This window comes from Stenotrophomonas sp. PvP093 (assembly GCF_017876915.1).
In the GTDB taxonomy this organism is placed as follows: domain Bacteria; phylum Pseudomonadota; class Gammaproteobacteria; order Xanthomonadales; family Xanthomonadaceae; genus Stenotrophomonas; species Stenotrophomonas muris.
In genome coordinates this window covers 3,945,517-3,966,006 of record NZ_JAGIOX010000004.1, presented here as the reverse complement: position 1 = coordinate 3,966,006, position 20,490 = coordinate 3,945,517, and the positions used below count along the sequence as shown (strand labels likewise).

At 67.3% G+C, this 20,490-nt stretch carries 20 protein-coding genes; 16 read left to right on the top strand and 4 right to left on the bottom strand.

The window, feature by feature from the left end; all coding sequences use genetic code 11:
* Positions 1 to 24: 24 nt before the first annotated feature.
* On the bottom strand, positions 25 to 1,323 hold the full coding sequence (locus J3A72_RS21255) for a nucleoside transporter C-terminal domain-containing protein (protein WP_014645968.1): 1,299 nt from the start codon (positions 1,321 to 1,323) through the stop codon (positions 25 to 27).
* A gap of 193 nt (positions 1,324 to 1,516) precedes the next feature.
* Here J3A72_RS21255 and J3A72_RS21250 point away from each other — a divergent pair, with 193 nt between their 5' ends.
* The 7 genes from J3A72_RS21250 (at position 1,517) to J3A72_RS21220 (ending at position 8,044) form a co-directional block, all read left to right on the top strand.
* A complete protein-coding gene (locus J3A72_RS21250; protein WP_032956745.1) occupies positions 1,517 to 2,488 on the top strand; it encodes an aldo/keto reductase in 972 nt (323 codons plus the stop codon).
* 193 nt (positions 2,489 to 2,681) lie between these two features.
* Positions 2,682 to 2,876, top strand: coding sequence for a hemin uptake protein HemP (locus J3A72_RS21245; protein ID WP_005412278.1), 195 nt, complete (start codon positions 2,682 to 2,684; stop codon positions 2,874 to 2,876).
* 189 nt (positions 2,877 to 3,065) lie between these two features.
* Positions 3,066 to 5,222, top strand: coding sequence for a TonB-dependent hemoglobin/transferrin/lactoferrin family receptor (locus J3A72_RS21240; protein WP_209572156.1), 2,157 nt, complete (start codon positions 3,066 to 3,068; stop codon positions 5,220 to 5,222).
* Positions 5,223 to 5,226: 4 nt separating this feature from the next.
* Entirely contained in the window at positions 5,227 to 5,826 is a 600-nt protein-coding gene (locus tag J3A72_RS21235) for a Hemin transport protein (RefSeq protein ID WP_075076547.1), read from the top strand.
* A gap of 73 nt (positions 5,827 to 5,899) precedes the next feature.
* Positions 5,900 to 6,829, top strand: coding sequence for a DUF6607 family protein (locus J3A72_RS21230; RefSeq protein WP_140222884.1), 930 nt, complete (start codon positions 5,900 to 5,902; stop codon positions 6,827 to 6,829).
* Between the two features lie 274 nt (positions 6,830 to 7,103).
* Positions 7,104 to 7,634 carry a hypothetical protein gene (locus J3A72_RS21225; RefSeq protein WP_075076549.1) on the top strand — a complete coding sequence of 177 codons (531 nt, stop codon included), beginning with the start codon at positions 7,104 to 7,106 and terminating at the stop codon, positions 7,632 to 7,634.
* A complete protein-coding gene (locus J3A72_RS21220) occupies positions 7,628 to 8,044 on the top strand; it encodes a hypothetical protein (RefSeq protein WP_053494923.1) in 417 nt (138 codons plus the stop codon). The genes J3A72_RS21225 and J3A72_RS21220 overlap by 7 nt, the downstream gene beginning before the upstream one ends.
* Positions 8,045 to 8,122: 78 nt before the next feature.
* Here the strand turns inward: J3A72_RS21220 and J3A72_RS21215 are convergent, their stop codons facing one another.
* Both J3A72_RS21215 and J3A72_RS21210 read right to left on the bottom strand, forming a co-directional pair.
* Positions 8,123 to 10,633, bottom strand: a complete 2,511-nt coding sequence (locus J3A72_RS21215; RefSeq protein ID WP_032956725.1) for an FtsX-like permease family protein — start codon at positions 10,631 to 10,633, stop codon at positions 8,123 to 8,125.
* Positions 10,630 to 11,277 carry an ATP-binding cassette domain-containing protein gene (locus tag J3A72_RS21210; RefSeq protein WP_075076551.1) on the bottom strand — a complete coding sequence of 216 codons (648 nt, stop codon included), beginning with the start codon at positions 11,275 to 11,277 and terminating at the stop codon, positions 10,630 to 10,632. Before J3A72_RS21210 ends, J3A72_RS21215 begins: the two co-directional genes overlap by 4 nt.
* A 75-nt stretch (positions 11,278 to 11,352) precedes the next feature.
* On the opposite strand from J3A72_RS21210, the gene J3A72_RS21205 reads away from it, so the two are divergent.
* The 3 genes from J3A72_RS21205 to J3A72_RS21195 all read left to right on the top strand — a co-directional run bounded on the left by J3A72_RS21205 (position 11,353) and on the right by J3A72_RS21195 (position 14,220).
* Complete coding sequence (locus tag J3A72_RS21205) at positions 11,353 to 11,994, top strand: arylesterase (protein WP_032956728.1); 642 nt, start codon at positions 11,353 to 11,355, stop codon at positions 11,992 to 11,994.
* An 87-nt stretch (positions 11,995 to 12,081) separates the two neighbouring features.
* Positions 12,082 to 12,795: a response regulator transcription factor gene (locus J3A72_RS21200; protein WP_002811889.1), complete on the top strand. Its 714-nt coding sequence runs from the start codon at positions 12,082 to 12,084 to the stop codon at positions 12,793 to 12,795.
* 153 nt (positions 12,796 to 12,948) lie between these two features.
* Positions 12,949 to 14,220 (top strand): HAMP domain-containing sensor histidine kinase, encoded by a 1,272-nt coding sequence (locus J3A72_RS21195; RefSeq protein WP_014645975.1) that lies wholly within the window; start codon positions 12,949 to 12,951, stop codon positions 14,218 to 14,220.
* A gap of 135 nt (positions 14,221 to 14,355) precedes the next feature.
* Here J3A72_RS21195 and J3A72_RS21190 read toward each other — a convergent pair whose 3' ends face one another.
* Positions 14,356 to 15,057 (bottom strand): SGNH/GDSL hydrolase family protein, encoded by a 702-nt coding sequence (locus J3A72_RS21190; protein WP_075077120.1) that lies wholly within the window; start codon positions 15,055 to 15,057, stop codon positions 14,356 to 14,358.
* Positions 15,058 to 15,270: 213 nt separating this feature from the next.
* Between J3A72_RS21190 and J3A72_RS21185 the strand changes: the two genes are divergently transcribed.
* The 6 genes from J3A72_RS21185 to J3A72_RS21160 all read left to right on the top strand — a co-directional run bounded on the left by J3A72_RS21185 (position 15,271) and on the right by J3A72_RS21160 (position 20,462).
* The gene (locus J3A72_RS21185) at positions 15,271 to 15,666 is read left to right on the top strand and encodes a diacylglycerol kinase (protein ID WP_014036025.1); all 396 of its coding nucleotides are present in this window, start codon (positions 15,271 to 15,273) and stop codon (positions 15,664 to 15,666) included.
* A 33-nt stretch (positions 15,667 to 15,699) separates the two neighbouring features.
* The gene (locus J3A72_RS21180; RefSeq protein WP_005408127.1) at positions 15,700 to 16,449 is read left to right on the top strand and encodes a TerC family protein; all 750 of its coding nucleotides are present in this window, start codon (positions 15,700 to 15,702) and stop codon (positions 16,447 to 16,449) included.
* 229 nt (positions 16,450 to 16,678) lie between these two features.
* On the top strand, positions 16,679 to 17,839 hold the full coding sequence (locus J3A72_RS21175) for an MFS transporter (protein WP_014645977.1): 1,161 nt from the start codon (positions 16,679 to 16,681) through the stop codon (positions 17,837 to 17,839).
* 617 nt (positions 17,840 to 18,456) lie between these two features.
* On the top strand, positions 18,457 to 19,077 hold the full coding sequence (locus J3A72_RS21170; protein ID WP_049404134.1) for a LemA family protein: 621 nt from the start codon (positions 18,457 to 18,459) through the stop codon (positions 19,075 to 19,077).
* Between the two features lie 3 nt (positions 19,078 to 19,080).
* Positions 19,081 to 19,968 carry a TPM domain-containing protein gene (locus tag J3A72_RS21165; RefSeq protein ID WP_209572144.1) on the top strand — a complete coding sequence of 296 codons (888 nt, stop codon included), beginning with the start codon at positions 19,081 to 19,083 and terminating at the stop codon, positions 19,966 to 19,968.
* On the top strand, positions 19,968 to 20,462 hold the full coding sequence (locus J3A72_RS21160; RefSeq protein ID WP_075077062.1) for a TPM domain-containing protein: 495 nt from the start codon (positions 19,968 to 19,970) through the stop codon (positions 20,460 to 20,462). The genes J3A72_RS21165 and J3A72_RS21160 overlap by 1 nt, the downstream gene beginning before the upstream one ends.
* Positions 20,463 to 20,490 lie beyond the last annotated feature (28 nt).

The following is a 20,490-nucleotide window of genomic DNA, read 5'->3' as shown; positions in this document are numbered from 1 at the left end:
GGGAATCTTTTCTCAACCAAGGGTTCAACTGAAGTGCGTCAGCACGCCGGCGATGGTCGCCGTCATGAAGGTGGCAATGGTACCGCCCAACACCGCGCGCAGGCCGAACTTGGCCAGGTCGTGGCGACGTTCCGGGGCCAGGCCGCCGATGCCGCCGATCTGGATCGCGATCGAGCTGAAGTTGGCAAAGCCGCACAGCGCGTAGGTGGCGATCAGGCGACCTTCCTCGGACAGGCTCACGCCGGCCACCTGGCCGTTCACGATCTGCGACAGTTCGGTGTAGGCGACGAATTCGTTGATCACGACCTTCTGGCCGATCAGCGAACCGACGGTGGTGGCATCAGCCCACGGGGTACCGATCACCCAGGCGATCGGGGCCAGCACGTAACCGAAGATGGTCGACAGGTTGGTCGGCTTGCCGATGGCAGCGGCCAGGCCGGTCACCTCGCCGATCCAGGTCAACGGGGCGTTCAGCAGCGCGATCAGGGCGATGAAGGCCAGCAGCATCGCGCCGATGTTCAGCGCCAGCTTCAGGCCGTCACCGGCACCGGCAGCGGCCGCGTCGATGATGTTGCTGGAGGTCTTTTCGACTTCCATCTTCACCGTGCCGCGGGTCAGCGGGGTGCCGGTTTCCGGAATCAGCAGCTTGGCCACGACCAGGGTGGCCGGTGCGGCCATGATGCTCGCTGCCAGCAGGTGCTTGGCGTAGAAGGCCTGCTGCGCCGGGTCGCCACCGCCGAGCATGCCCACATAGGCCGCCAGCACGCCGCCGGCGATGTGGGCCATGCCGCCGATCATCATGGTCAGCAGCTCGGACTGGGTCATCCTGGCGATGTACGGGCGCACGGTCAGCGGCGCCTCGGTCTGGCCGATGAAGACGCTGGCGCAGACGCTGGTGGTTTCCGCGCCGGACACGCGCATCACCTTGGTGATCGACCACGCCATCACGCGCACGATCGCCTGCATGACGTTGAGGTGGTACATCACCCCCATCAGCGCCGAGAAGAAGATGATGGTCGGCAGCACCTGGAAGGCGAAGATGAAGCCGTAGTTCTTGGTGTCCATCAACGAGCCGAAGATGAAGCCCGAGCCTTCATTGACGAAGCTGAGAACCTTGACGAAGCCCTTGCCCAGCGCATCGAACACGTCGCGGCCGCCCGGCACCAGGATCACCAGCGCCGCGAACGCGATCTGCAGGGTGATACCGGTGGCAACCAGCTTCCAGTCAACCGCACGCTTGTTGTTGGAAAACAACCAGGTGATGCCGATCAGCACCGCCAACCCGAACAGGCCGAAGCCGATCCTGCCCAAACCTTCGACCATGTGAGTGACTCCCCTGGGGCGTCGCGAAAAACGGGAAGCCTAGTGCAGGGCAGGGGCCGGGGCAAGAAAAAGCAGCGTGCGCGCATCTATCGGTACCGATCAGGCCAGCAACGGCAAGGGCTTGCGGCCGGCGGCGGCAGGTAGAATGGGGCTCGATCCCGGCCCGGATGCGGGCCCGCAGCAGGAGATTCGCATGCAATACCGTCGCCTGGGCTCCACCGGCCTGCCGATTTCCGCCCTGTCCTTCGGCGCCTGGGTGACCTTCGGTGACCAGATCCCGCGCGACGAGGCCCGCAACCTGGTGGCCGCCGCCTGGGACCACGGCGTCAACTTCTTCGACAACGCCGAGGGCTATGCCAACGGCCGCGCCGAACAGGTGATGGGCGATGTGATCGCCGACCTGCGGCTGCCGCGCGACGGCATCTGCGTCTCCAGCAAGGTGTTCTTCGGCAGCGCCAAGGACCCGCGGCCGACCCAGCGCGGCCTGTCGCGCAAGCATGTGACCGACGCCTGCCATGCGGCGCTCAAGCGCCTGCGGGTGGACTACCTGGACCTTTATTACTGCCATCGCCCGGATCCGGACGCGCCGGTCGCCGAGACCGTGCATGCCATGGATACCCTGGTGCGGCAAGGCAAGATCCTCTACTGGGGGACCTCGGAGTGGTCGGCGGTGCAGATCCAGCAGGCGCTGGACATCGCCGAGGCGCGCAACCTGCAGGGCCCGTCGATGGAGCAGCCGCAGTACAACCTGCTGCACCGCGAACGGGTCGAGGTCGAGTACGCGCCGCTCTATGCCGGTGCCGGCCTGGGCACCACCATCTTCTCGCCGCTGGCCTCGGGCCTGCTGAGTGGCAAGTACGACCAGGGCATTCCGGCCGATGCGCGGCTGGGCCGCGAGGGCATGGAATGGCTGCAGGCGCTGGTGCTGGGTGACGACGCCGAGGCCCGCCTGGCCCAGGTGCGCCGCTTCAGCGAGGTGGCGCGTGCGCTGGGGCAGGCGCCGGCCACGCTGGCCATCGCCTGGTGCCTGCGCAACCCGAACGTCTCCAGCGTGATCCTCGGTGCCAGCCGGGTCAGCCAGCTGCTGCAGAACCTGCAGGCGCTGGAGGTGCTGGAGCAGGTCGACGCCGCCGGCTGGGTCGACGTCGAAGCCGCCTTCGCCTGAACCCGGGGGCCGACCGGGCCTCGGGGGCCTCGGTAGAGTCGACTCTACACGGCTGCGTCGCCATTTGATTGGCATGATCTATCGAATTTCAGAATTCGATCATTAATCTCATCAATCAAATTGAGAATGGTTGTTGATTGTCAACTGAGAATCATTATCATTTGACTCGTCCCTCGCACGAGTCCAGATGCTCATGAATGCTCAACCTGTACTGCTGCGCCCCGAAACGCTGACCCTCCGCGATCGTCCGGTCCGTGTCGTTCCGCCGGAAGAGGTCATCGACAGCGAAGCCCTGCTCAAGGGCCGTCGTGAAATCCTGATCCAGCACGGCGACCGCTTCTATCGTCTGCGGCACACCAGCAACGACAAGCTGATCCTGACCAAGTAATCGCGGCCTGGTCGCCCGCCCCCCTCCCTCCTGCCGGCCGCGCCGGCAGGGTGGGCGATCGGTCCGCTCCCGCTCTCTCCCCCTCGGTCTACCGCGTGCACCCTCCGGGTGTGCCGGTAACCGGGGGTTCCCCTGCCTGACCGAACGAACCCGATGACCCGCCCTACCGCCCTTTGCCTTGCCGTCTGGATGGCCCTGCCGCTGTCCGCCCATGCTGCTGCCACGGCCACCGCCGCGCCCGATGCGCGCGAATTCGACCGTGTGCAGGTCACCGCCACCCGCACCGAGCGGGCGGTGAGCGATGTGGCGGCCACCGTGGACGTCATCGACCGCGAGCAGATGGACCGGCACTTGGTGCAGGACATCAAGGATCTGCTGCGCTACGAGCCGGGCCTGTCGGTCAGCCGCAGCGCCGCGCGCTTCGGCCTTGGCAGCATCCGCATCCGTGGCCTGGACGGCAACCGCGTGCGCGTGCAGACCGACGGCATCGCCATGCCCACCAGCTTCAACATCGGCTCGTTCTCCAACGCCAACCGCAACTTCACCGATCTGGATACGCTCAAGCGCGTGGAGATCGTGCGCGGCCCGGCCAGCTCGCTGTATGGGTCCGACGCGCTCGGGGGTGTGGTGGCCTTCGTCACCAAGGATCCGGCCGATTATCTGAAGGATGGCAAGGACAGCTACGTCGGCCTGAAGTTCGGCTACGACGGTGAGTGGAAGGGCCTGCTCGGCGGCGTGACCAGCGCGTTCGGCGGCGAACACTGGAGCGGCATGGTCAACATCAACCATCGCCAGGGCCAGGAAACCGGCAACAAGGGTGATGTACGCAGCCTCGACAATACCCGCACCGCGCCCAACCCGCAGGACCGCGATGGTCGCAGTGGCCTGGCCAAGCTGGTCTATGCACCCAGCCAGGACCAGCGCTTCCGCCTGACCGTGGAAGGCAACGAAGACAACACCGATACCAACGTGCTGTCCTCGATCGACCGCACCACCACCACCGGCATGAAGGCGCGCGATACGCAGAACCGCACCCGCGTGTCGTTCGCCCATGAAATGGATGCGCTGGACAAGGGCTTCGCCGACAGCCTGCATTGGCAGCTGTATACCCAGCACAGCGAAACCACCCAGATCACCGATGAGGACCGCGCCAACCGCAGCCGCCGCCACCGCGCGTTCAACTTCGACCAGCGCGTCTACGGCCTGCAGGCGCAGTTCAACAAGGCGTTCAGCAGCGGCAGCGTCGAACACGCGCTGACCTACGGTTTCGAGGGCGCGCATACCGAGATCCGCCAGAAGCGCGACGGTTACCAGGTGCTCGCCAATGGCCAGACCAGCACCACCATCCTGCCCGACGCCTTCCCGGTGCGCGATTTCCCGATCAGCAAGACCACCGAGCTGGGCCTGTACGCACAGGACGAAATGCGCATGGCCAACGGCAAGCTGTCGCTGGTGCCGGGCGTGCGCGTGGACCGCTACGAGCTGAAGCCGGAGGTGGACAGCATCTTCGCCGACGACAATCCCGGCGTTGCGGTGGCCAGGCTGACCAAGACCAGCGTCTCGCCGAAGCTGGGCATGGTCTATCGCTTCACCGACGAATGGTCGCTGTTTGCCGGCTATTCGCATGGCTTCCGCTCGCCGCCGTACAACGACGTCAACCTGGGCTTCACCAACTTCGCCTTCGGTTACACCGCCATTCCCAATCCGGACCTGAAGCCGGAAACCAGTGACGGCATGGAGCTGGGGCTGCGCTTCCTGTCGCCAGCGGCCTACGTCAGCCTCAGCGGCTACTACAACGAGTACAAGGACTTCATCGAGTCGCAGTCGCTGCTCGGCACCAACGCCCAGGGCCTGATGGTGTTCCAGTCGCGCAACATCGCGGATGCGCGCATCTACGGTGCCGAGATGAAGGCCGGCGTCGACTTCGGCCAGATCAGCCCGGCGTTGCAGGGCTGGGCCCTGCGCAGCTCGGTGGCCTGGTCGCGCGGTGACAACAGGACCGAAGACACCCCGCTGGATTCGGTCGACCCGCTGCGTGGCACCGTCGGCCTGATGTACGACACCGACACCTGGGGTGTCGAACTGGCCGGTACCTTCGTCAAGCGCAAGGACCGCGTCACCGCCGCCACGGTGTACCGCCCGGCCGGCTACGGCGTGGCCGACCTGATGGCGCACTGGAACTTCGCCCCGGGCGCCACCTTCAACGTCGGCGTGTTCAACCTGGGCGACAAGCGTTACATCGACTGGTCCAACGTGGGTTCGACGCTGTCGCCGGGCAGCCGCGTGCTGGACCGCTATACCAGCCCGGGCCGCACCCTCTCCGCCAGCCTTGCCGTTTCCTGGTGACCTCATGAGCCGAGCCTTGTCCGCACGCAGGAACGACGCCATCGCCGCGCAGGGCAGCGCGGCCTGGCCGACGCCGGCACAGCTGGCCACGCTCGGCACCGTGTTGTGCCTGTACCGCGCCGACGGCAACGAGCTCGGTGGCTGGCGCCAGGCAGTACGCGTGCATGCCTGCCAGGGCGTGGACAGCGAGGGCGTGCGCGACAGCCTGTGCTTCCTCGATGCCCGCGGCCGCTGCGTGTGGCGGCTGTACCTGTTGCCCGACAGCGATTTCCTGGCCTGGGACCGGCTGGTCGCGGCGCTGCCGCCGGGCCCGGAGCATGACAGCGAGGGCAGTGTCGGCGAACGCCTGTGGCGGCGCCTGGCCGGCCATCTCGGTGGCCAGCGCTGGCGACTGTGCGCGCTGCGCCTGCATGCCGCCGACGACGGCCGCACCCTGGCTGCAAGCCTGTCGACATTGTCCTCGCTGGGCGCAGCCACCGCGCGTCGCATCGCGCGGCTGGAAGGTGCCGAAGGCGAGCTGGCGATCGACGATTGCTGCTGCGCCGATGCTGCACGTCGCTCGGCGCCGCGGGTTCCCGGCGACCTGCCGCTGATCCGGCTGTAACCCTTTCCCGATGGAACGCCTGTCGGCCACGGACGGCCTCTCACTGCATCTGCAACCCCGAAGGAAGACCCCGATGAAGCTCCAGACAGCCAGCGTCCTGCTGCTGCTCGCCACCAGCGGCGTGGCCAGCGCGCAGCCCTCCGGCATCGCCCGCGACCACGACAGCATCCTTGCCATGCAGGGCGAGTACACCGTCGATTTCGCATTCGACGAGACCGTGCTGCTGAAGCCCGGCTACGAGCGCGCCCCGGCGATGCGCAGCGGCGGCAACGAGCTGGTGATCGTGGTCGAGGACACGCCGAAGCGCATCGTGCTGCAGCACCTGCTGCTGGACGAGAAGAGCGGCCACATCACCAAGCACTGGCGCCAGGACTGGGTGTACGAAGCACCGAACCGATTCGAGTTCAGCGCCGACCAGACCTGGCAGGTACGCCGCATTCCCGCAGCGGTGAACCAGGGCGCCTGGACCCAGTGCGTGTACGAAGTGAGCGACGCACCGCGCTACTGCGGCACCGGCAAATGGACCTACACCAACAACGTGCCGAGCTGGACCAGCGACCTCAGCTGGCGCCCGTTGCCGCGCCGTGAGTACACCAAGCGCAGCGACTACAACGCGCTGGCCGTCGTCAACCGCCACACGCTCACGCCCAATGGCTGGACCCACGAGCAGTTCAACACCAAGGTGCAGCGCAACGCCGACGGCAGCCAGGTGGAGATCGCACGCGAGTTCGGCTTCAACGACTACGTGAAGACCACCGAGGTCGACTTCACCCCGGCGCGTGACTACTGGAAGGCCACTGCCGGCTACTGGGCCAAGGTGCGCCAGCGTTGGGACGGCTTCCTCGGCCAGGCCCCGGGCGTGCACCTGAAGACCAAGATCGATGGCATGGCGATGATCATTCCGCTGTTCACCCAGGCCGAAGCGATCCAGTCCGGCAAAAAGGTGAAGGACAAGCAGATCGACGAGGTGTTCGCCAAGTACGTGGAAAAGGCACCGAACTGAGGCCGCGTGTGGAGTCGAGCTGTGCTCGACTCCACAACCGCATCCACTCATGGCGTGGCTTTGGCGGTCCGTTCATGTGCTCTTGGTAGGTGCCGAGCTTGCTCGGCACGCTTTCGATGGTGACGCGATGCGGTGTCTGCGCGCGTCGCCGGACGGATTGGTGCCTTGTGCGCATAAACATGACGCATTTCGCTGGATTTTGTCCGAGTCCGCTTTCCGGCTTCTGCACATGGGGTAGGGTGGCCGCCCATGCAGTCATTGAACGTCGCCGCAGATGAAGCTTTCCGCCTTGTGCAGTCAAATGTTGTCCGGCGAAGCCTGCGATGATATCGACAGCTTCTTTCTCGAAATCGATGACTTCGAGGAAGCCGCACTTGTTTCGCGAACCCAGCGGATAGACGGGCTGCTCGCGCGTATTGGGCCTCGATGGACATCGGCTTATCTGTTCAGTCTCTGCATGCATGTTCTGGCGACCGTTCGTATTGCCGGCAGCGCGCGCGATCCAGCCGGAGCGAGGATGTTTCTCGCATTGAGCTTCACCGATTTCGAACTGTATGCGGAAGAGGGCGTGATGCTCCCCAACGTTTTCTACTATCCAGGTTCCGAGGGGGTCGCATTTGGAGCCCGGCGCTGGCACGAAAGCGGCAGCAACACCTCGACGGAAATCGACGCCGTGCGCTCCGTTGTCGAGGATGCTGGCCTGCTCGCGGGTTTTCGCTTCTGCGAAAGCCGCACCAATGGCCCTCCCGGTTACGAAGTTGTTCGTGTCTTTGCGATTCCAATGCATGGAAACGAGGCTTGCTGATGGTCGTGCCAGAACGCCGGATGTTCGATGCCTATCTGTCCGATCCGCAGGTCTATGATCGTCTTGAACGGCATATCCACGACCACTTCATGAAGGCAATCAACGCGGCAAGCCTGCGCATTGAAGACTTCCGCAGCCCGCACTACAACACGTTCTTCGTCGATGGCACTAAGGATCGCGATGCCAACCCGATCTTCTCCGCCAAGCACCTGCCCAGCGGCAACATCGTTCGTATCGTCATTTTTGACAGCCCGCCTGAATACAGCGAAGTCCGTAAGCGGGTAGGGGATAATGAGGAGAAGGACGAGCTCTGCCTGTTCATAACGCTTCTGGGCGTGCAGCGCGCGATGAGCACGACCGTGGCCTGGGCGCAGCAACAGGCGTCCATCATCCCGGCCATTCGTCAGTAGACCCACGCCATGTGTGGATGCGCTCAGGTGGGGCGCGCAGCGTACAGCCGGCCCCACCCGTAGCGTGTCACGGTCTCCTCAGGCCTCGCGCAGTGCCAATGCCGGCGGCGTATGCAGGATCGCCCGCGTACCCCACCAGCCCGCCAGCAGGCTCAAGCCGATGCCGACCACGCCGCCGATCAGCAGGCCCGGCCACGGCGGCAGCAAGGGCAGCTCGAACACCTTCTGCGACACCGCCACGCCGATCGCTGCGGCCGCGCCCACCGCCAGCAACGCCGCCAGCGTGCCCAGCGCGCCGAACTCCACCAGCACCGCGCCGCGCAGCTGGCGCCGGGTCGCGCCCAGCGTGCGCAGCACCGCGCTGTCGTAGCGGCGCTCGCCGGCGGTGGCCTGCAGCGCCGCCAGCAGCACCAGCACGCCGGCCAGCAGGCTGAACACCATCACCAGCTGCACTGCCTGCGCCACGCGCTCCATCACATCGCGCACCTGCGAGATCACCGCGTCCACGTCCAGCAGCGACAGGTTCGGCTGCGCGCGCACCAGCTCGCCCAGCCCGGCCGCGTTGCCGGATGGCAGATGGAAGGCCGACAGCAGGTTGTGCGGGGTATCGCCCACCGCATTGGGGTTCAACAGCACGAAGAAATTCGGGCGGAACGTGTTCCAGTCCGCCTTGCGGATGCTGGTGACGGTGAACTCGCGCTGCTGCTCGCCTACGGAAATCGTAATGCGATCACCCAGATGCGCGCCGTAGCGCCGCGCCCAGCCGGTTTCCACCGAGGCTTCCGCCGCGGTGCTGCCGGCCTGCCAGAAGCGGCCCTCCAGCAGCGCATTGGCGGGTGGGAAGCTGCTGCGCCAGCTGAAGTTCAGCGGCCGGTTCTCGTCGTCGTCCTCGCGCGGGCCGTTGTTCGCGCCGTTCCCCTCGACGGCGGCCTGGTCCACGCGCAGCGGCGGCTTGCCGTTGATCGCGATCAGGCGGCCGGTCGCCATCGGCTCGATACTGGCGTCGCCGGCGCCCAGTCCACGCAATGCGGCCAGCACACCGTCGCGTTGTTCGGGCTGGATGTTGATCAGGAAGTAGTTCGGCGTATCCGCAGGCAGGCGCTCGCGCCACTGCTGCAGCAGGCCGGGTCCGGTCACCGCCAGCAGCAACAACGCGCACAGCGACAGCGACAGCCCCACCAGCTGCATCACCGCCAGCAGCCGGCGCCGGGTCAGCGCGGCCAGGCCCAACCGCCAGTTGCCATGCAGGCGGTGCTGCAGGCCGCGCAGCAGCTGCAGCAGCACGAAGCCGACCGCACCGGCCGCCAGCGCCAGCGCGGCCAGGCCGCCCAGCACCCACAGCGCCAGTTTCAGATCGCCGGTGACCTGCACCGCCAGCAGCAGGCTGGCTGCCAGCGCCGCCACATAGGCCAGCAGCGACGCCGGCGGCAGGGCGGCGAAGGAACGGTTGAGCACCCGCATCGGCGGCACCCCGCGCAGGCGCAGCAGCGGTGGCAGGCCGAAGCCGAACAGCAGCAGCAGGCCGATGCCGGCACCGGTCAGCGCCGGCATCGCTTCCGGCAGCGGCAGGCGCTGCGGCACCAGGCTGCCCAGCACCTGCACCAGGCCTTCCTGCGCGGCCATGCCCAGGCCGATGCCGAGCGCACAGGCTGGCACCGCCAGCATCAGCAGCTGCAGCGCCAGGCCCAGCAGGATGTCGCGCTGGCGTGCGCCCAGGCAGCGCAGGATCGCCACCTGGTCGATGCGACGCAGGGCGAAGCGGTTGGCCGCCAGCGCGGTGGCCACACCGGCCAGCAGTACCGCCAGCAGCGCGCTCAGGCCGAGGAAGCGCCCGGCCAGATCGAATGCCTGGCGCACGCCACGCTGGGTGTCGTCCACGCTCAGCAGGCGCAGGCCTTTCACCTGCGGCAGCAGCCACTGGCGCAGCGCCGCGATCGGCTCCGCTGCGCCGGCGAACATCAGCCGGTAGTTGATACGGCTGCCCGGGCCGAGCAGGCCGGTGCCCTCCACATCAGCGCGGTTGACCAGCAGGGTGGGCGAGAGCGTCAGCAGGTCGCCACCGCTGTCCGGCTCGGCCTCGATGATGCCGGCGATGCGCAGCGTGCCGGCGCCGAACTCGAGGTCATCGCCGGCCTTCAGCCCCAACCCCTGCAGCAGGCGTGGGTCGGCATAGGCCTGGCCCTTGGGCGGCATGCCGGCATTGGCGATCAACGCACCGCCGGGCGTGGCCCGGACCCGCAGCGTGCCGCGCAGCGGATAACCCGCCTGTACCGCCTTGATGCTGGCCATCTGGCTGGCATCGCCGTTGAACAGCACGCTGCCGAAGCTGGCGATGCGGGTATGCGCCAGGCCGCGCTGTTGCGCCTCGTCGGCGAATGCCTGCGGCGGATCATCGCGCCCGGCGATGCCGAGGTCGCCGCCGAGCATTTCCGCCGCGCTGCCGGTCAGCGCCAGGTTGACCCGGTTCACCAGCGTGCCCACCGCAGTCATCACCGCCACGCCCAGCACCAGCGCGGCGAACACGGTCAGCAGGTCGCCGGCCAGCGCCTCGCGGCGCAGCGCGCGCCACGCGTGGCGCAGCACGTTCATGCCTGTGCCCCACGCTCGACCGGCAGCAGGCGGCCGTCATCGATGCGGTGGATGTACTGGCAACGCTGGGCCAGGCGCAGGTCGTGGGTGACCAGGACCAGGGTGGTGCCGCTGCCGGCGTTGAGTTCGAACAGCAGGTCGCTGATGTGCTGGCCGGTGGCGTGGTCCAGCGAGCCGGTCGGTTCGTCGGCGAACAGGATGCGCGGGCGGGTGACGAAGGCACGTGCCAGCGCCACGCGCTGCTGCTCGCCGCCGGACAGCTGGCGCGGGTAGTGGCGGGCGCGATGGGCCAGGCCGACCTGCGCCAGCACCTCGTCCACCCGCGCGCGGTCCTCGCGTCCGGCCAGTTCCAACGGCAGCGCGACATTCTCGGCGGCAGTCAGCGCCGGCAGCAGATGAAAGCTCTGGAACACGAAGCCGACCGCGCGCGCGCGCAGCTGGGCCCGTGCTTCTTCATCCAGGTCGCCCAGGTTCTGGCCCGCCAGCGCGACGTGGCCGCGGCTGGGCAGGTCCAGTCCGGCCAGCAGGCCGAGCAGGGTGGTCTTGCCGGACCCCGAAGCGCCGACGATGGCCACACTGGTGCCTTCATGGACGGTCAGGGTGATGTTGTCCAGTATGTGGACTTCACCCTCCGGGCCCTGCACGGACTTGCCGACCTGGTCGACGGCGATGGCGACGGGCGTGCTGCGGGGGGACAGGCTGTCGATGAGGAGACTCCAATGCGCAAGACGGGATGGAGCCGGCGAGCCGGCGCGATGATGGTGCTGCTGCTGGGATTGCTGCTGCCCGGGCTGGCCGGAGCCAAAGACCCGGCAGGTACGGTGCTGGTGCTCGGCGACAGCCTCAGTGCTGCCCACAATATCCCTGCCGACGCCGGCTGGGTCAGCCTGTTGCAGCAGCGGGTCAGGCAACAGTCGAAAACACCGGCGCGCATCGTCAATGCCAGCATGAGCGGGGAAACCACGGCCGGCGCGCTGACCCGCCTGCCGGGCCTGTTGGCGAAGGAAAAGCCGACGGTGGTGGTGATCGCGCTGGGCGGCAACGACGCGCTGCGCGGGCTGACCCCGGCACAGGTGCAGGGCAACCTGGAAAAGATGGTGCAGGCCAGCCAGAAGGCCGGCGCCAGGGTGCTGCTGCTGGGCATCGACGTGCCGCCCAACTATGGGCCCGCTTACCGCCAGCGTCTGGCGGCGGCCTACAAGGCGCTGGCCACGCAGTACAAGGTGCCGCTGCTGCCGTTCCTGCTGGAGGGCGTGGCCCTGCAGCCGGGCATGATGCAGGCCGATGGCCTGCACCCCACGGCGCAGGCGCAATCGAGGGTGCTGGACAACGTCTGGCCACTCCTGCGGCCCCTGCTCTGAACGATTTACAACCCTCTTGACGGAACTTCACATCGCGTCCACCGTCGATCCGGCATGTTTCACAAAGCTGAAGTTAGAGGGAATCACATGCGTCAGACGAAGGAGACCTCCGGCTTGGTGCTGGTGGTCGAAGACAACCGCAACATCTCCGAGATGATCGGGGAATACCTGGAAGGTCGCGGCTTCGAAGTCGACTATGCACAGGACGGCCTGGATGGCTACCGCCTTGCGGCGGAGAACAGCTATGACGTCGTGGTGCTCGACCTCATGTTGCCGCGCCTGGATGGCATCGAAGTATGCCGTCGCCTGCGCAACGATGCGCGCAAGTCCACCCCGGTGCTGATGCTCACGGCACGCGACACGCTGGACGACAAGCTCACCGGCCTCGGTTTCGGCGCCGATGACTACCTGACCAAGCCGTTCGCGATCCAGGAGCTGGAAGCCCGCCTGCGCGCGCTGATCCGCCGCGAACGCCGCCAGGTGGGTTCGGAAGTGCTGAAGGTCGCCGACCTGGTGCTCGATCCGGTCAGCATGCGGGCCACCCGTGCCGGTACCGAACTACAGCTGTCGCCGATCGGCCTGCGCCTGCTGACCATCCTGATGCGCGAATCGCCGCGCGTGGTCACCCGCCAGGAGATCGAACGCGAGATCTGGGGCAATGGCCTGCCGGATTCGGACACCCTGCGCAGCCATCTGTACAACCTGCGCAAGATCATCGACAAGCCGTTCGACCGTCCGCTGCTGCACACCGTGCAGAGCGCCGGTTACCGCATTGCCGATATCGCCCAGCCGATGGCCTGATCGGGGCCAGGCCGGTGCAGCATCAGGCCCGGCCGGGCAACGACCCCGCACCGGGCACGGATGACCGGCCGGCACTGCCGCCGGTCATCCTCCGTGCACGACTACGGCGCAGCGCGCTGCCTATAATCGCAGCGCTCTGACCGGGACCCCGCAATGCCGCACGGCCTGCCGCGCAAGATCCGTATCGCCTTCATCCTGCAGGCAGTCCTGGCCAGCCTGGGCATCCTGCTCGGTGCCTGGCTGGTTTCGCTGGTGATCAAGCACAGCCTGGTCGGCGCCGCCCTGCGCGAGGAAGCGGCCTATTACTGGACGCTGCACGAGGCCTCGCCGGTGCAGCCACCGCCCAACACCCAGAACATCCGCGGCTACCTGCTGGAAAGCGGGCAGTCGGCGCTGTCGTTGCCGGCCAACCTGCGCAACCTGGAACCCGGTTTCCACGAGCTGCCCAAGGATGACCAGCTGGTACTGGTCGATGTGCGTCCGGCCGGCCGCCTGTACCTGGTGTTCCTGCGTTCGCGTGCGGAGATGCTGGCGTTCTGGTTCGGCATCGTGCCGGTGCTGCTGACCCTGTTGGCGGTGTATGGCGCCAGCTGGGTCACCTACCGGGCCTCCAAGCGCCTGGTGTCGCCGGTGAACTGGCTGGCACGGCGCGTCTCGCGCTGGGACCCGGGTCACCCGGAGGCGGCCGACCTGGAACCGAACAAGCTGCCGGCGGACATGCAGGGCGAGACCCGGCAGCTGGCGGCCGCGCTGCATTCGCTGGCCAACCGGGTCAGCGCGCACGTGGCGCGCGAGCGCAATTTCACCCGCGATGCGAGCCACGAGCTGCGCACGCCGTTGACCGTCATCCGCGTGGCCAGCGACATGGCCCTGGGCGATGAAACCCTGCAGCCGCGCCTGCGCCGCAGCCTGCAGCGCATCCAGCGCGCCGGCCGTGACATGGAAGCGGTGATCGACGCGTTCCTGATCCTGGCCCGCGAGGCCGACGTCGAACCCCAGATCGAGCTGTTCGACGTCAACGACATCGTCCGCTACGAGGTGGACAACGCCAACGAACTGCTGGGTACGCGTCTGGTGTCAGTGCACCTGCACAGCGAAGGCCCGGTGCAGCTGCACGCGCCGCCGCGGGTGCTGCAGGTGGTGGTCAGCAACCTGGTGCGCAACGCCTGCAGCTACACCGACGAAGGGCGTATCGACGTGCACGTGCTCAATGACCGGGTGGTGGTGCGCGACACCGGCATCGGCATGTCCGCCGAGGCGCTGTCGCGCGCGTTTGAACCCTTCTACCGCGCCGAGCCGAGCCGCCCGCAGGGCACCGGCCTGGGCCTGTCGATCGTGCGCCGGCTGTGCGACCGCTTCGGCTGGAAGGTCAGCCTGGCCAGCCAGCCGGGCAAGGGCACCGAGGCCACGGTGGTCTTCCGGTAACGCGGCGACCTGCCGGGGTCGGATCCCGTTGCGGCGCAACCGGCTCTGACCCCATCCCGCTGAAATGTCGGTAGATCCACGCCATGCGTGGATGGGGTGCGGTAGCGCCGGGCCATGCCCGACGTCCACAGTGCCTCAGTTGCAGTTGACCTTCGGCGCCAGCGCCTTGGTCCAGATCGCATAGCCGGCCGGGGTCATGTGCAGCATGTCCTCGCGGAACAGCGTCGCGTCCGGCTGTCCATCGGCGCCGAGCATCGGCGTGTAGATGTCGGTGAAGCCGGTGTTGGGCAGCCTGGCCAGCGCAGCCTTGATCAGCGCGTTGGCTTCGTTGATCGCCGGCAGCAGGTGCGCACGCGACGGGCTCGGCTTGATCGACAGGTACTCGACCCTGGTCTTCGGCAGGTCGCGGTGCACGCGCTGCACGAAGGCGACCACGTCATCTCGCACCTGCACGGCGCTGCGGCCGCTGTTGAGGTCGTTGTCACCGGCGTAGAAGAACACCTTGCACGGTGCATACGGCACCACGATCTGGCCGGCATACCAGGTGCTGTCGCGCACTTCCGAACCGCCGAAGCCGCGGTTGAACACCGGCTGGCCGGGGAAGTCGGTGGCCAGGCTCTCCCAGAAGCGGATCGAGGAGCTGCCGATGAACTCGATGCCACCACGCGGCGGCGGGTTGGCCTGGTCGGCGCTGGCGAAGCGGGCCATGTCGCCGGCCCAGGCCACATTGGAGACCTGTTCGGGCACCTGCGGCGGCCTGGCCGGGCTCAGGGCCTGGGCAAGCGGTGCGGCAGTCAGCAGGCCCAGCATCAGCAGGCAGGTACGGCGACGGGACATCAGGCGCTCCAGCAGGCAAGGGGAGCTCCATCATAGAAGCACGGCCCAGCCCGGTGCTTGCCCCTGGCAGGCCGTTCAGCGGGCCGGTGCGGGGTGCGGTTGGCGGCCTTGTGGCAAAATGGCGGCCATCTGCCTATTCCTGTGCACCCATGATTTCCTGCCGTGCGTCTGAGCGGTCGCTGCGCCGCGCCCCTGTTGCTGGATGTTCCACCCGTGGCTGATCAGTTCGGCCACATGCCCCGCGGCCCGCGCCGCATCTTCCAGGCCGCCCGCTGGTCCTGGCAGGGCCTGCGCGCCGCCTGGCTGCACGAGTCCTCGTTCCGGCTGGAGGTATACCTGCTGGTGATGCTGACTCCGGTCGCGATCTGGCTGGGCCAGACCCCGGTCGAACGCGCGCTGCTGATCGGCTCGATGCTGCTGGTGCTGGCGATGGAGCTTGCCAACTCGGCCATCGAAGCGGTGATCGAACGCTACGGCAGCGAGATCCACGAGCTGGCTGGCCGCGCCAAGGACATGGGCTCGGCAGCGGTGTTCGTGCTGATGATGAACGTGCTGCTGTGCTGGGCGCTGGTCGTGGTTCCGCACGCGCTGGCCGGCAGCTACGGCTGAAACCCCATTCCCCCACTGCCTTGAAGAGTTTCCATGTCCTTTGAGTTCCTCGCCGACCCCAATGCCTGGGTGACCCTGTTCACGCTCAGCGCGCTGGAAATCGTGCTCGGCATCGACAACCTGGTGTTCATTTCCATCGCGGTCAGCAAGCTGCCGGAAGAGCGTCGTCCGTTCGCACGCAAGCTGGGCATCGCGGTGGCCTGCATCACCCGCATCGGCCTGCTGGTCTCGCTGGCCTACCTGGCGCACATGGCGGCCAACCTGTTCACCGTGGCCGGCATGGGCATTTCCATCCGCGACCTGGTACTGATCGTTGGTGGCCTGTTCCTGATCATCAAGGGCTGCATGGAGATCAAGGAACTGATCAGCGGTGGCGAGGACGAAGACCCCAGCACCACCAAGGCCTCGGCCGTGTTCGGCTACGTGATCGCCCAGATCGCGGTGATCGACATCGTGTTCTCGCTCGACTCGGTGATCACCGCCGTGGGCATCGCCGACCACATCCCGGTGATGGTGGCGGCCATCCTGCTGTCGGTGCTGGTGATGCTGCTGGCCGCCAACCCGCTGGGCCGCTTCATCGACGCCAACCCGACCGTGAAGATGCTGGCCCTGGCCTTCATCCTGATGATCGGTGCGGTGCTGATCCTGGACGGCCTGGACGTTCACGTGCCCAAGCCCTACATCTACGCCGCGATGGGCTTCTCGGTGCTGGTGGAGTGGCTGAACCTGCTGATGCGCCGCCGCGCCCGCGAACACAACGTGCCGGGCGCCGGCAACTGGTAAGCGCGCCATTGGCACGTGTGTCACCCAGAACCCCCGGCCTGGCCGGGGGTTCTGCGTTGTGGGGCGCGGCTCTACAACGAACGGCGCTGCGGTTTTTGCACTTGCGGCGGCGTTCCGGCCTCCACTTGTGAATCAGGATCAACAGTGTTTTCCCGGGCCGAGGCTTAATCCGGCGCAGCAAAGCGCGCAGGCTACGCACTCCCGATTCCCGCCCCCCAGGAAACCCCCCATGAATTCCAGAGCCGCCTTGCTGGCGCTTGCCGTTGGCGCCTTCGCCATTGGAACCACCGAATTTGCCCCGATGGGCCTGTTGCCGGTCATCGCCGACGGCGTGGGCGTTGGGATCCCCACCGCCGGCATGCTGATCACCGCCTACGCCGTGGGCGTGATGCTGGGCGCGCCGGTGATGACCCTGCTGATGGGCCGTTTCGGCAAGCGCACCGCGCTGATGCTGCTGATGTCCATCTTCGTGGTCGGCAACCTGCTGTCCGCGCTGGCGCCGAACTACGGGCTGCTGCTGCTGTCGCGCCTGGTCACTAGCCTCAACCACGGTGCCTTCTTCGGCATCGGTGCGGTGGTCGCCGCCAGCCTGGTGCCGAAGGAAAAGCAGGCTGCCGCCGTGGCCACCATGTTCATGGGCCTGACCATCGCCAACATCGGCGGCGTGCCGCTGGCGACCTGGGTCGGCCAGCAGCTGGGCTGGCGCCTGTCCTTTGCCGGTACTGCGGCGCTGGGCCTGATCGCAATCACCGCGCTGGGCTTCGCGCTGCCGGCATCTGCACCGGGGCCGCGCCCGGACGTGCGCCGCGAACTGAAGGCGATCCTGCAGCCGCCGGTGCTGCTGGCGATGGCCACCACCGTGCTCGGCGCCGGTGCCATGTTCACCCTCTATACCTACGTCGCACCGGTGCTGACCGAATTGACCGGCGCCTCCAATACCTTCATCGCGATCTCGCTGGCGCTGATCGGCATCGGCTTCACCCTCGGCAACGGCATCGGTGGGCGCATGGCCGACTGGTCGCTGGATGGCGCCACACGGATCCTGCTGGCCGTCCTGGCGGTGCTGATGTTCGTGCTGCCGCTGGCCTTCATGAGCCACGCCACCGCCGCCCTCGGTGTGCTGCTGTTCGGCGCGGCGACCTTCGCCCTCGTACCGCCGCTGCAGATCCGGGTGATGCAGGCGGCCAGCGAGGCGCCGGGCCTGGCGTCGTCGATCAACGTCGGTGCGTTCAACCTGGGCAATGCGGTGGGTGCGGCGCTGGGCGGTGCGGTGATCAGCTCGGGCCTGGGCTATGCCGCGATTCCGGTGGCCGGTGGCCTGCTGGCGGCATCGGGCCTGCTGCTGGCGTGGCTGGGGCGTCCCCGCACCGCGGTGGCTGAGGCCTGCTGAGGGGAGAGGGTTTACGGCAGGGCTTGCAGCCCTGCACCCGCTGAATCAACGTCAACGGCAAAAGCCTGCATTCCGTGGGTTGGCGGGGTGGGTCCGGTTGAGGGGGACGCTGCAAGTACGTCCATGTAAGCTCGGTCGCCGCATCCATGCGGCTCACGCCCCCTCAACCGGACCCACCCCGCCTTCGACAGATTCCCGCGATCTGTCGTAACGGCGTTCCGCTCTGGTAGGTGTCGACCTTGGTCGACACGAATGCCTGAAGAACCGGCTTTTGCTTTTGAATTTTTCTTTTGATCCTCCCGCGGTGCGCAGGAAATTGTCCGTGGCCGGGAGGGTGGGTTGGCTGGGGGCGTGAGCGCCATGGGCCCGAGGCATGCCACGGGCGGGTTGGGCTGGACGCCCAACCCCGGTCTTGCCGTGTGCGCAGGACAGCGCACACGAGCAAGCGCGACCGAGCTTACATGGACGTACTTGCAGCGCCCCCCAGCCAACCCACCCTCCCGGCCGACCCCGATAACGCTTCCTTGCCACCCACCGCGGAGGGGGCGGTGCCCGATGGCCGGTCTTTCACCCGAACCGTGGCATGCTCGGCGCCAAGCCCACCCGGAACCTCCGCCATGCGCCTGTTCACCCGTGTCCTGCCCCTGATGCTGCTGGCCTCCCTGCTCTCCGGCTGCGGCTACAACGCCATCCAGCAGAAGGATGAGGCGGTCAAGGCCAGCTGGTCCGAAGTGCTCAACCAGTACAAGCGCCGCGCCGATCTGGTGCCCAACCTGGTGCAGACGGTGAAGGGCTTTGCCAGCCAGGAAGAGCGCGTGCTGACCGAAGTCACCAACGCTCGTTCGCGCGTCGGCCAGATCAACGTCAACGCCGACGACGAAGCCTCGCTCAAGCAGTTCCAGCAGGCCCAGGGTGAACTCGGCAGCGCACTGTCGCGACTGCTGGTGGTCACCGAGAACTACCCGGTGCTGAAGTCCGACCAGAACTTCCGCGACCTGCAGGCCCAGCTGGAAGGCACCGAAAACCGCATCACGGTTGCGCGCGGCCGCTACATCCAGCAGGTGCAGGACTACAACACCTACATCCGTTCGTTCCCGCAGGTGGTCACCGCCAAGATCTTCGGCTACAAGACCAAGCCGAACTTCACGGTGGACAACGAAGCGCAGATTTCCAACGCGCCAGCGGTCGATTTCGGCAACGCGCCGCAGCAGCAGCCGGCGCCGCAGCCGGGCCATTGACCGATGCGCCTGGCCACTGCGCTGCTGGCCCTGCTGCTGTGGCTGCCGTTGGCAGCGCAGGCACAGCCGCTGGCGCCGATTCCTGCGCTGGACTCGCCGGTGGTCGATACCACCGGCACGCTGGACGCCACGCAGAAGCAGGCGCTGGTGCAGCAGGCGATCGAGCTGCAGCAGCGCAAAGGCAGCCAGCTGCAGGTGCTGGTGGTGCCCACCACCCAGCCGGAGGACATCGCGCAATACACCACGCGGGTCTTCGACCAATGGCAGATCGGCCGCAAGGGCGTGGATGACGGCGTGCTGCTGGTGGTGGCCAAGGATGACCGGCGCGTGCGCATCGAGCCGGGCTACGGCCTTGAAGGCGCCATTCCCGATGCCATCGCCAACCGGGTGATCCAGGAATACCTGGTCCCGCGCTTCCGCAGCGGCGACTATGCCGGCGGCATCACCGATGCCACGGCGGTGCTGGTCAAGCTGATCGACGGCGAACCGCTGCCGGCACCGGTCAGCGGTCATCGCGGGCGCGAGCCCGGTGGTGGTGGCGATACCTGGTTCCTGGCGCTGTTCATCGGCGTGTTCGCCGGCAGCATCCTGCGCGGCGTGTTCTCGCGCGTGCCGCGTCCGCTGCGCGGCCTGCTCGGCGGCGCGGGTGCGGCGCTGGCAGCATTTTTGTTCACCTCCACGCCGCTGGCCAGTGGCCTGGCCGGCGTGGTCGGCCTGATCGTGGCGATGCTGTCCGGCCACCCGGGTCGCTTTGCCGGCGGTGGCGGTTGGGGCGGTGGCAGCTGGGGTGGCGGAGGCGGTTTCGGCGGGGGCGGTGGATTCGGTGGTGGTGGTGGCTGGGGCGGTGGCGGCGGCCGTTCCGGTGGCGGTGGCGCTTCGGGAGGCTGGTGATGATCCAACGTCTGTTCCGCCATGTATTCTCGCCCTCGGTGCGGCGTGCCTTCCCGCCGGCCACATTGCAGGCGATCACCGAGGCCATCGCGGCCGGTGAGCAGCGCCACGGCGGGCAGGTGATGTTCGCGGTGGAAGCGGACCTGCCGCTGGGGGCGCTGTGGCACAGGGGGACCCCGCGCCAGGCCGCCGAACATGCCTTTGCGCGCCTGCGAACCTGGGATACCGCCCACAACAACGGCGTACTGATCTACCTGCTGCTGGCCGATCACGCGATCGAGATCGTTGCCGACCGTGGCCTGCACGGCCGGATCAGCCCGGCGCAGTGGCAGCGGGTCTGCACCCACCTGCGCGAGGGGCTGCGCGGGGCCCATCCGGTCGAGGCATTGCAGGATGCCATCGACGAGGTCTCCAGCCTGATCGAAGGGCACTTTCCGGCCGCCACGCGGTCCGAGCATGACGCGTTGCCTGACGCGCCGCAGATCCTGGACTGAACCCTGATCTGCGGCGTGGTCCTCCGCC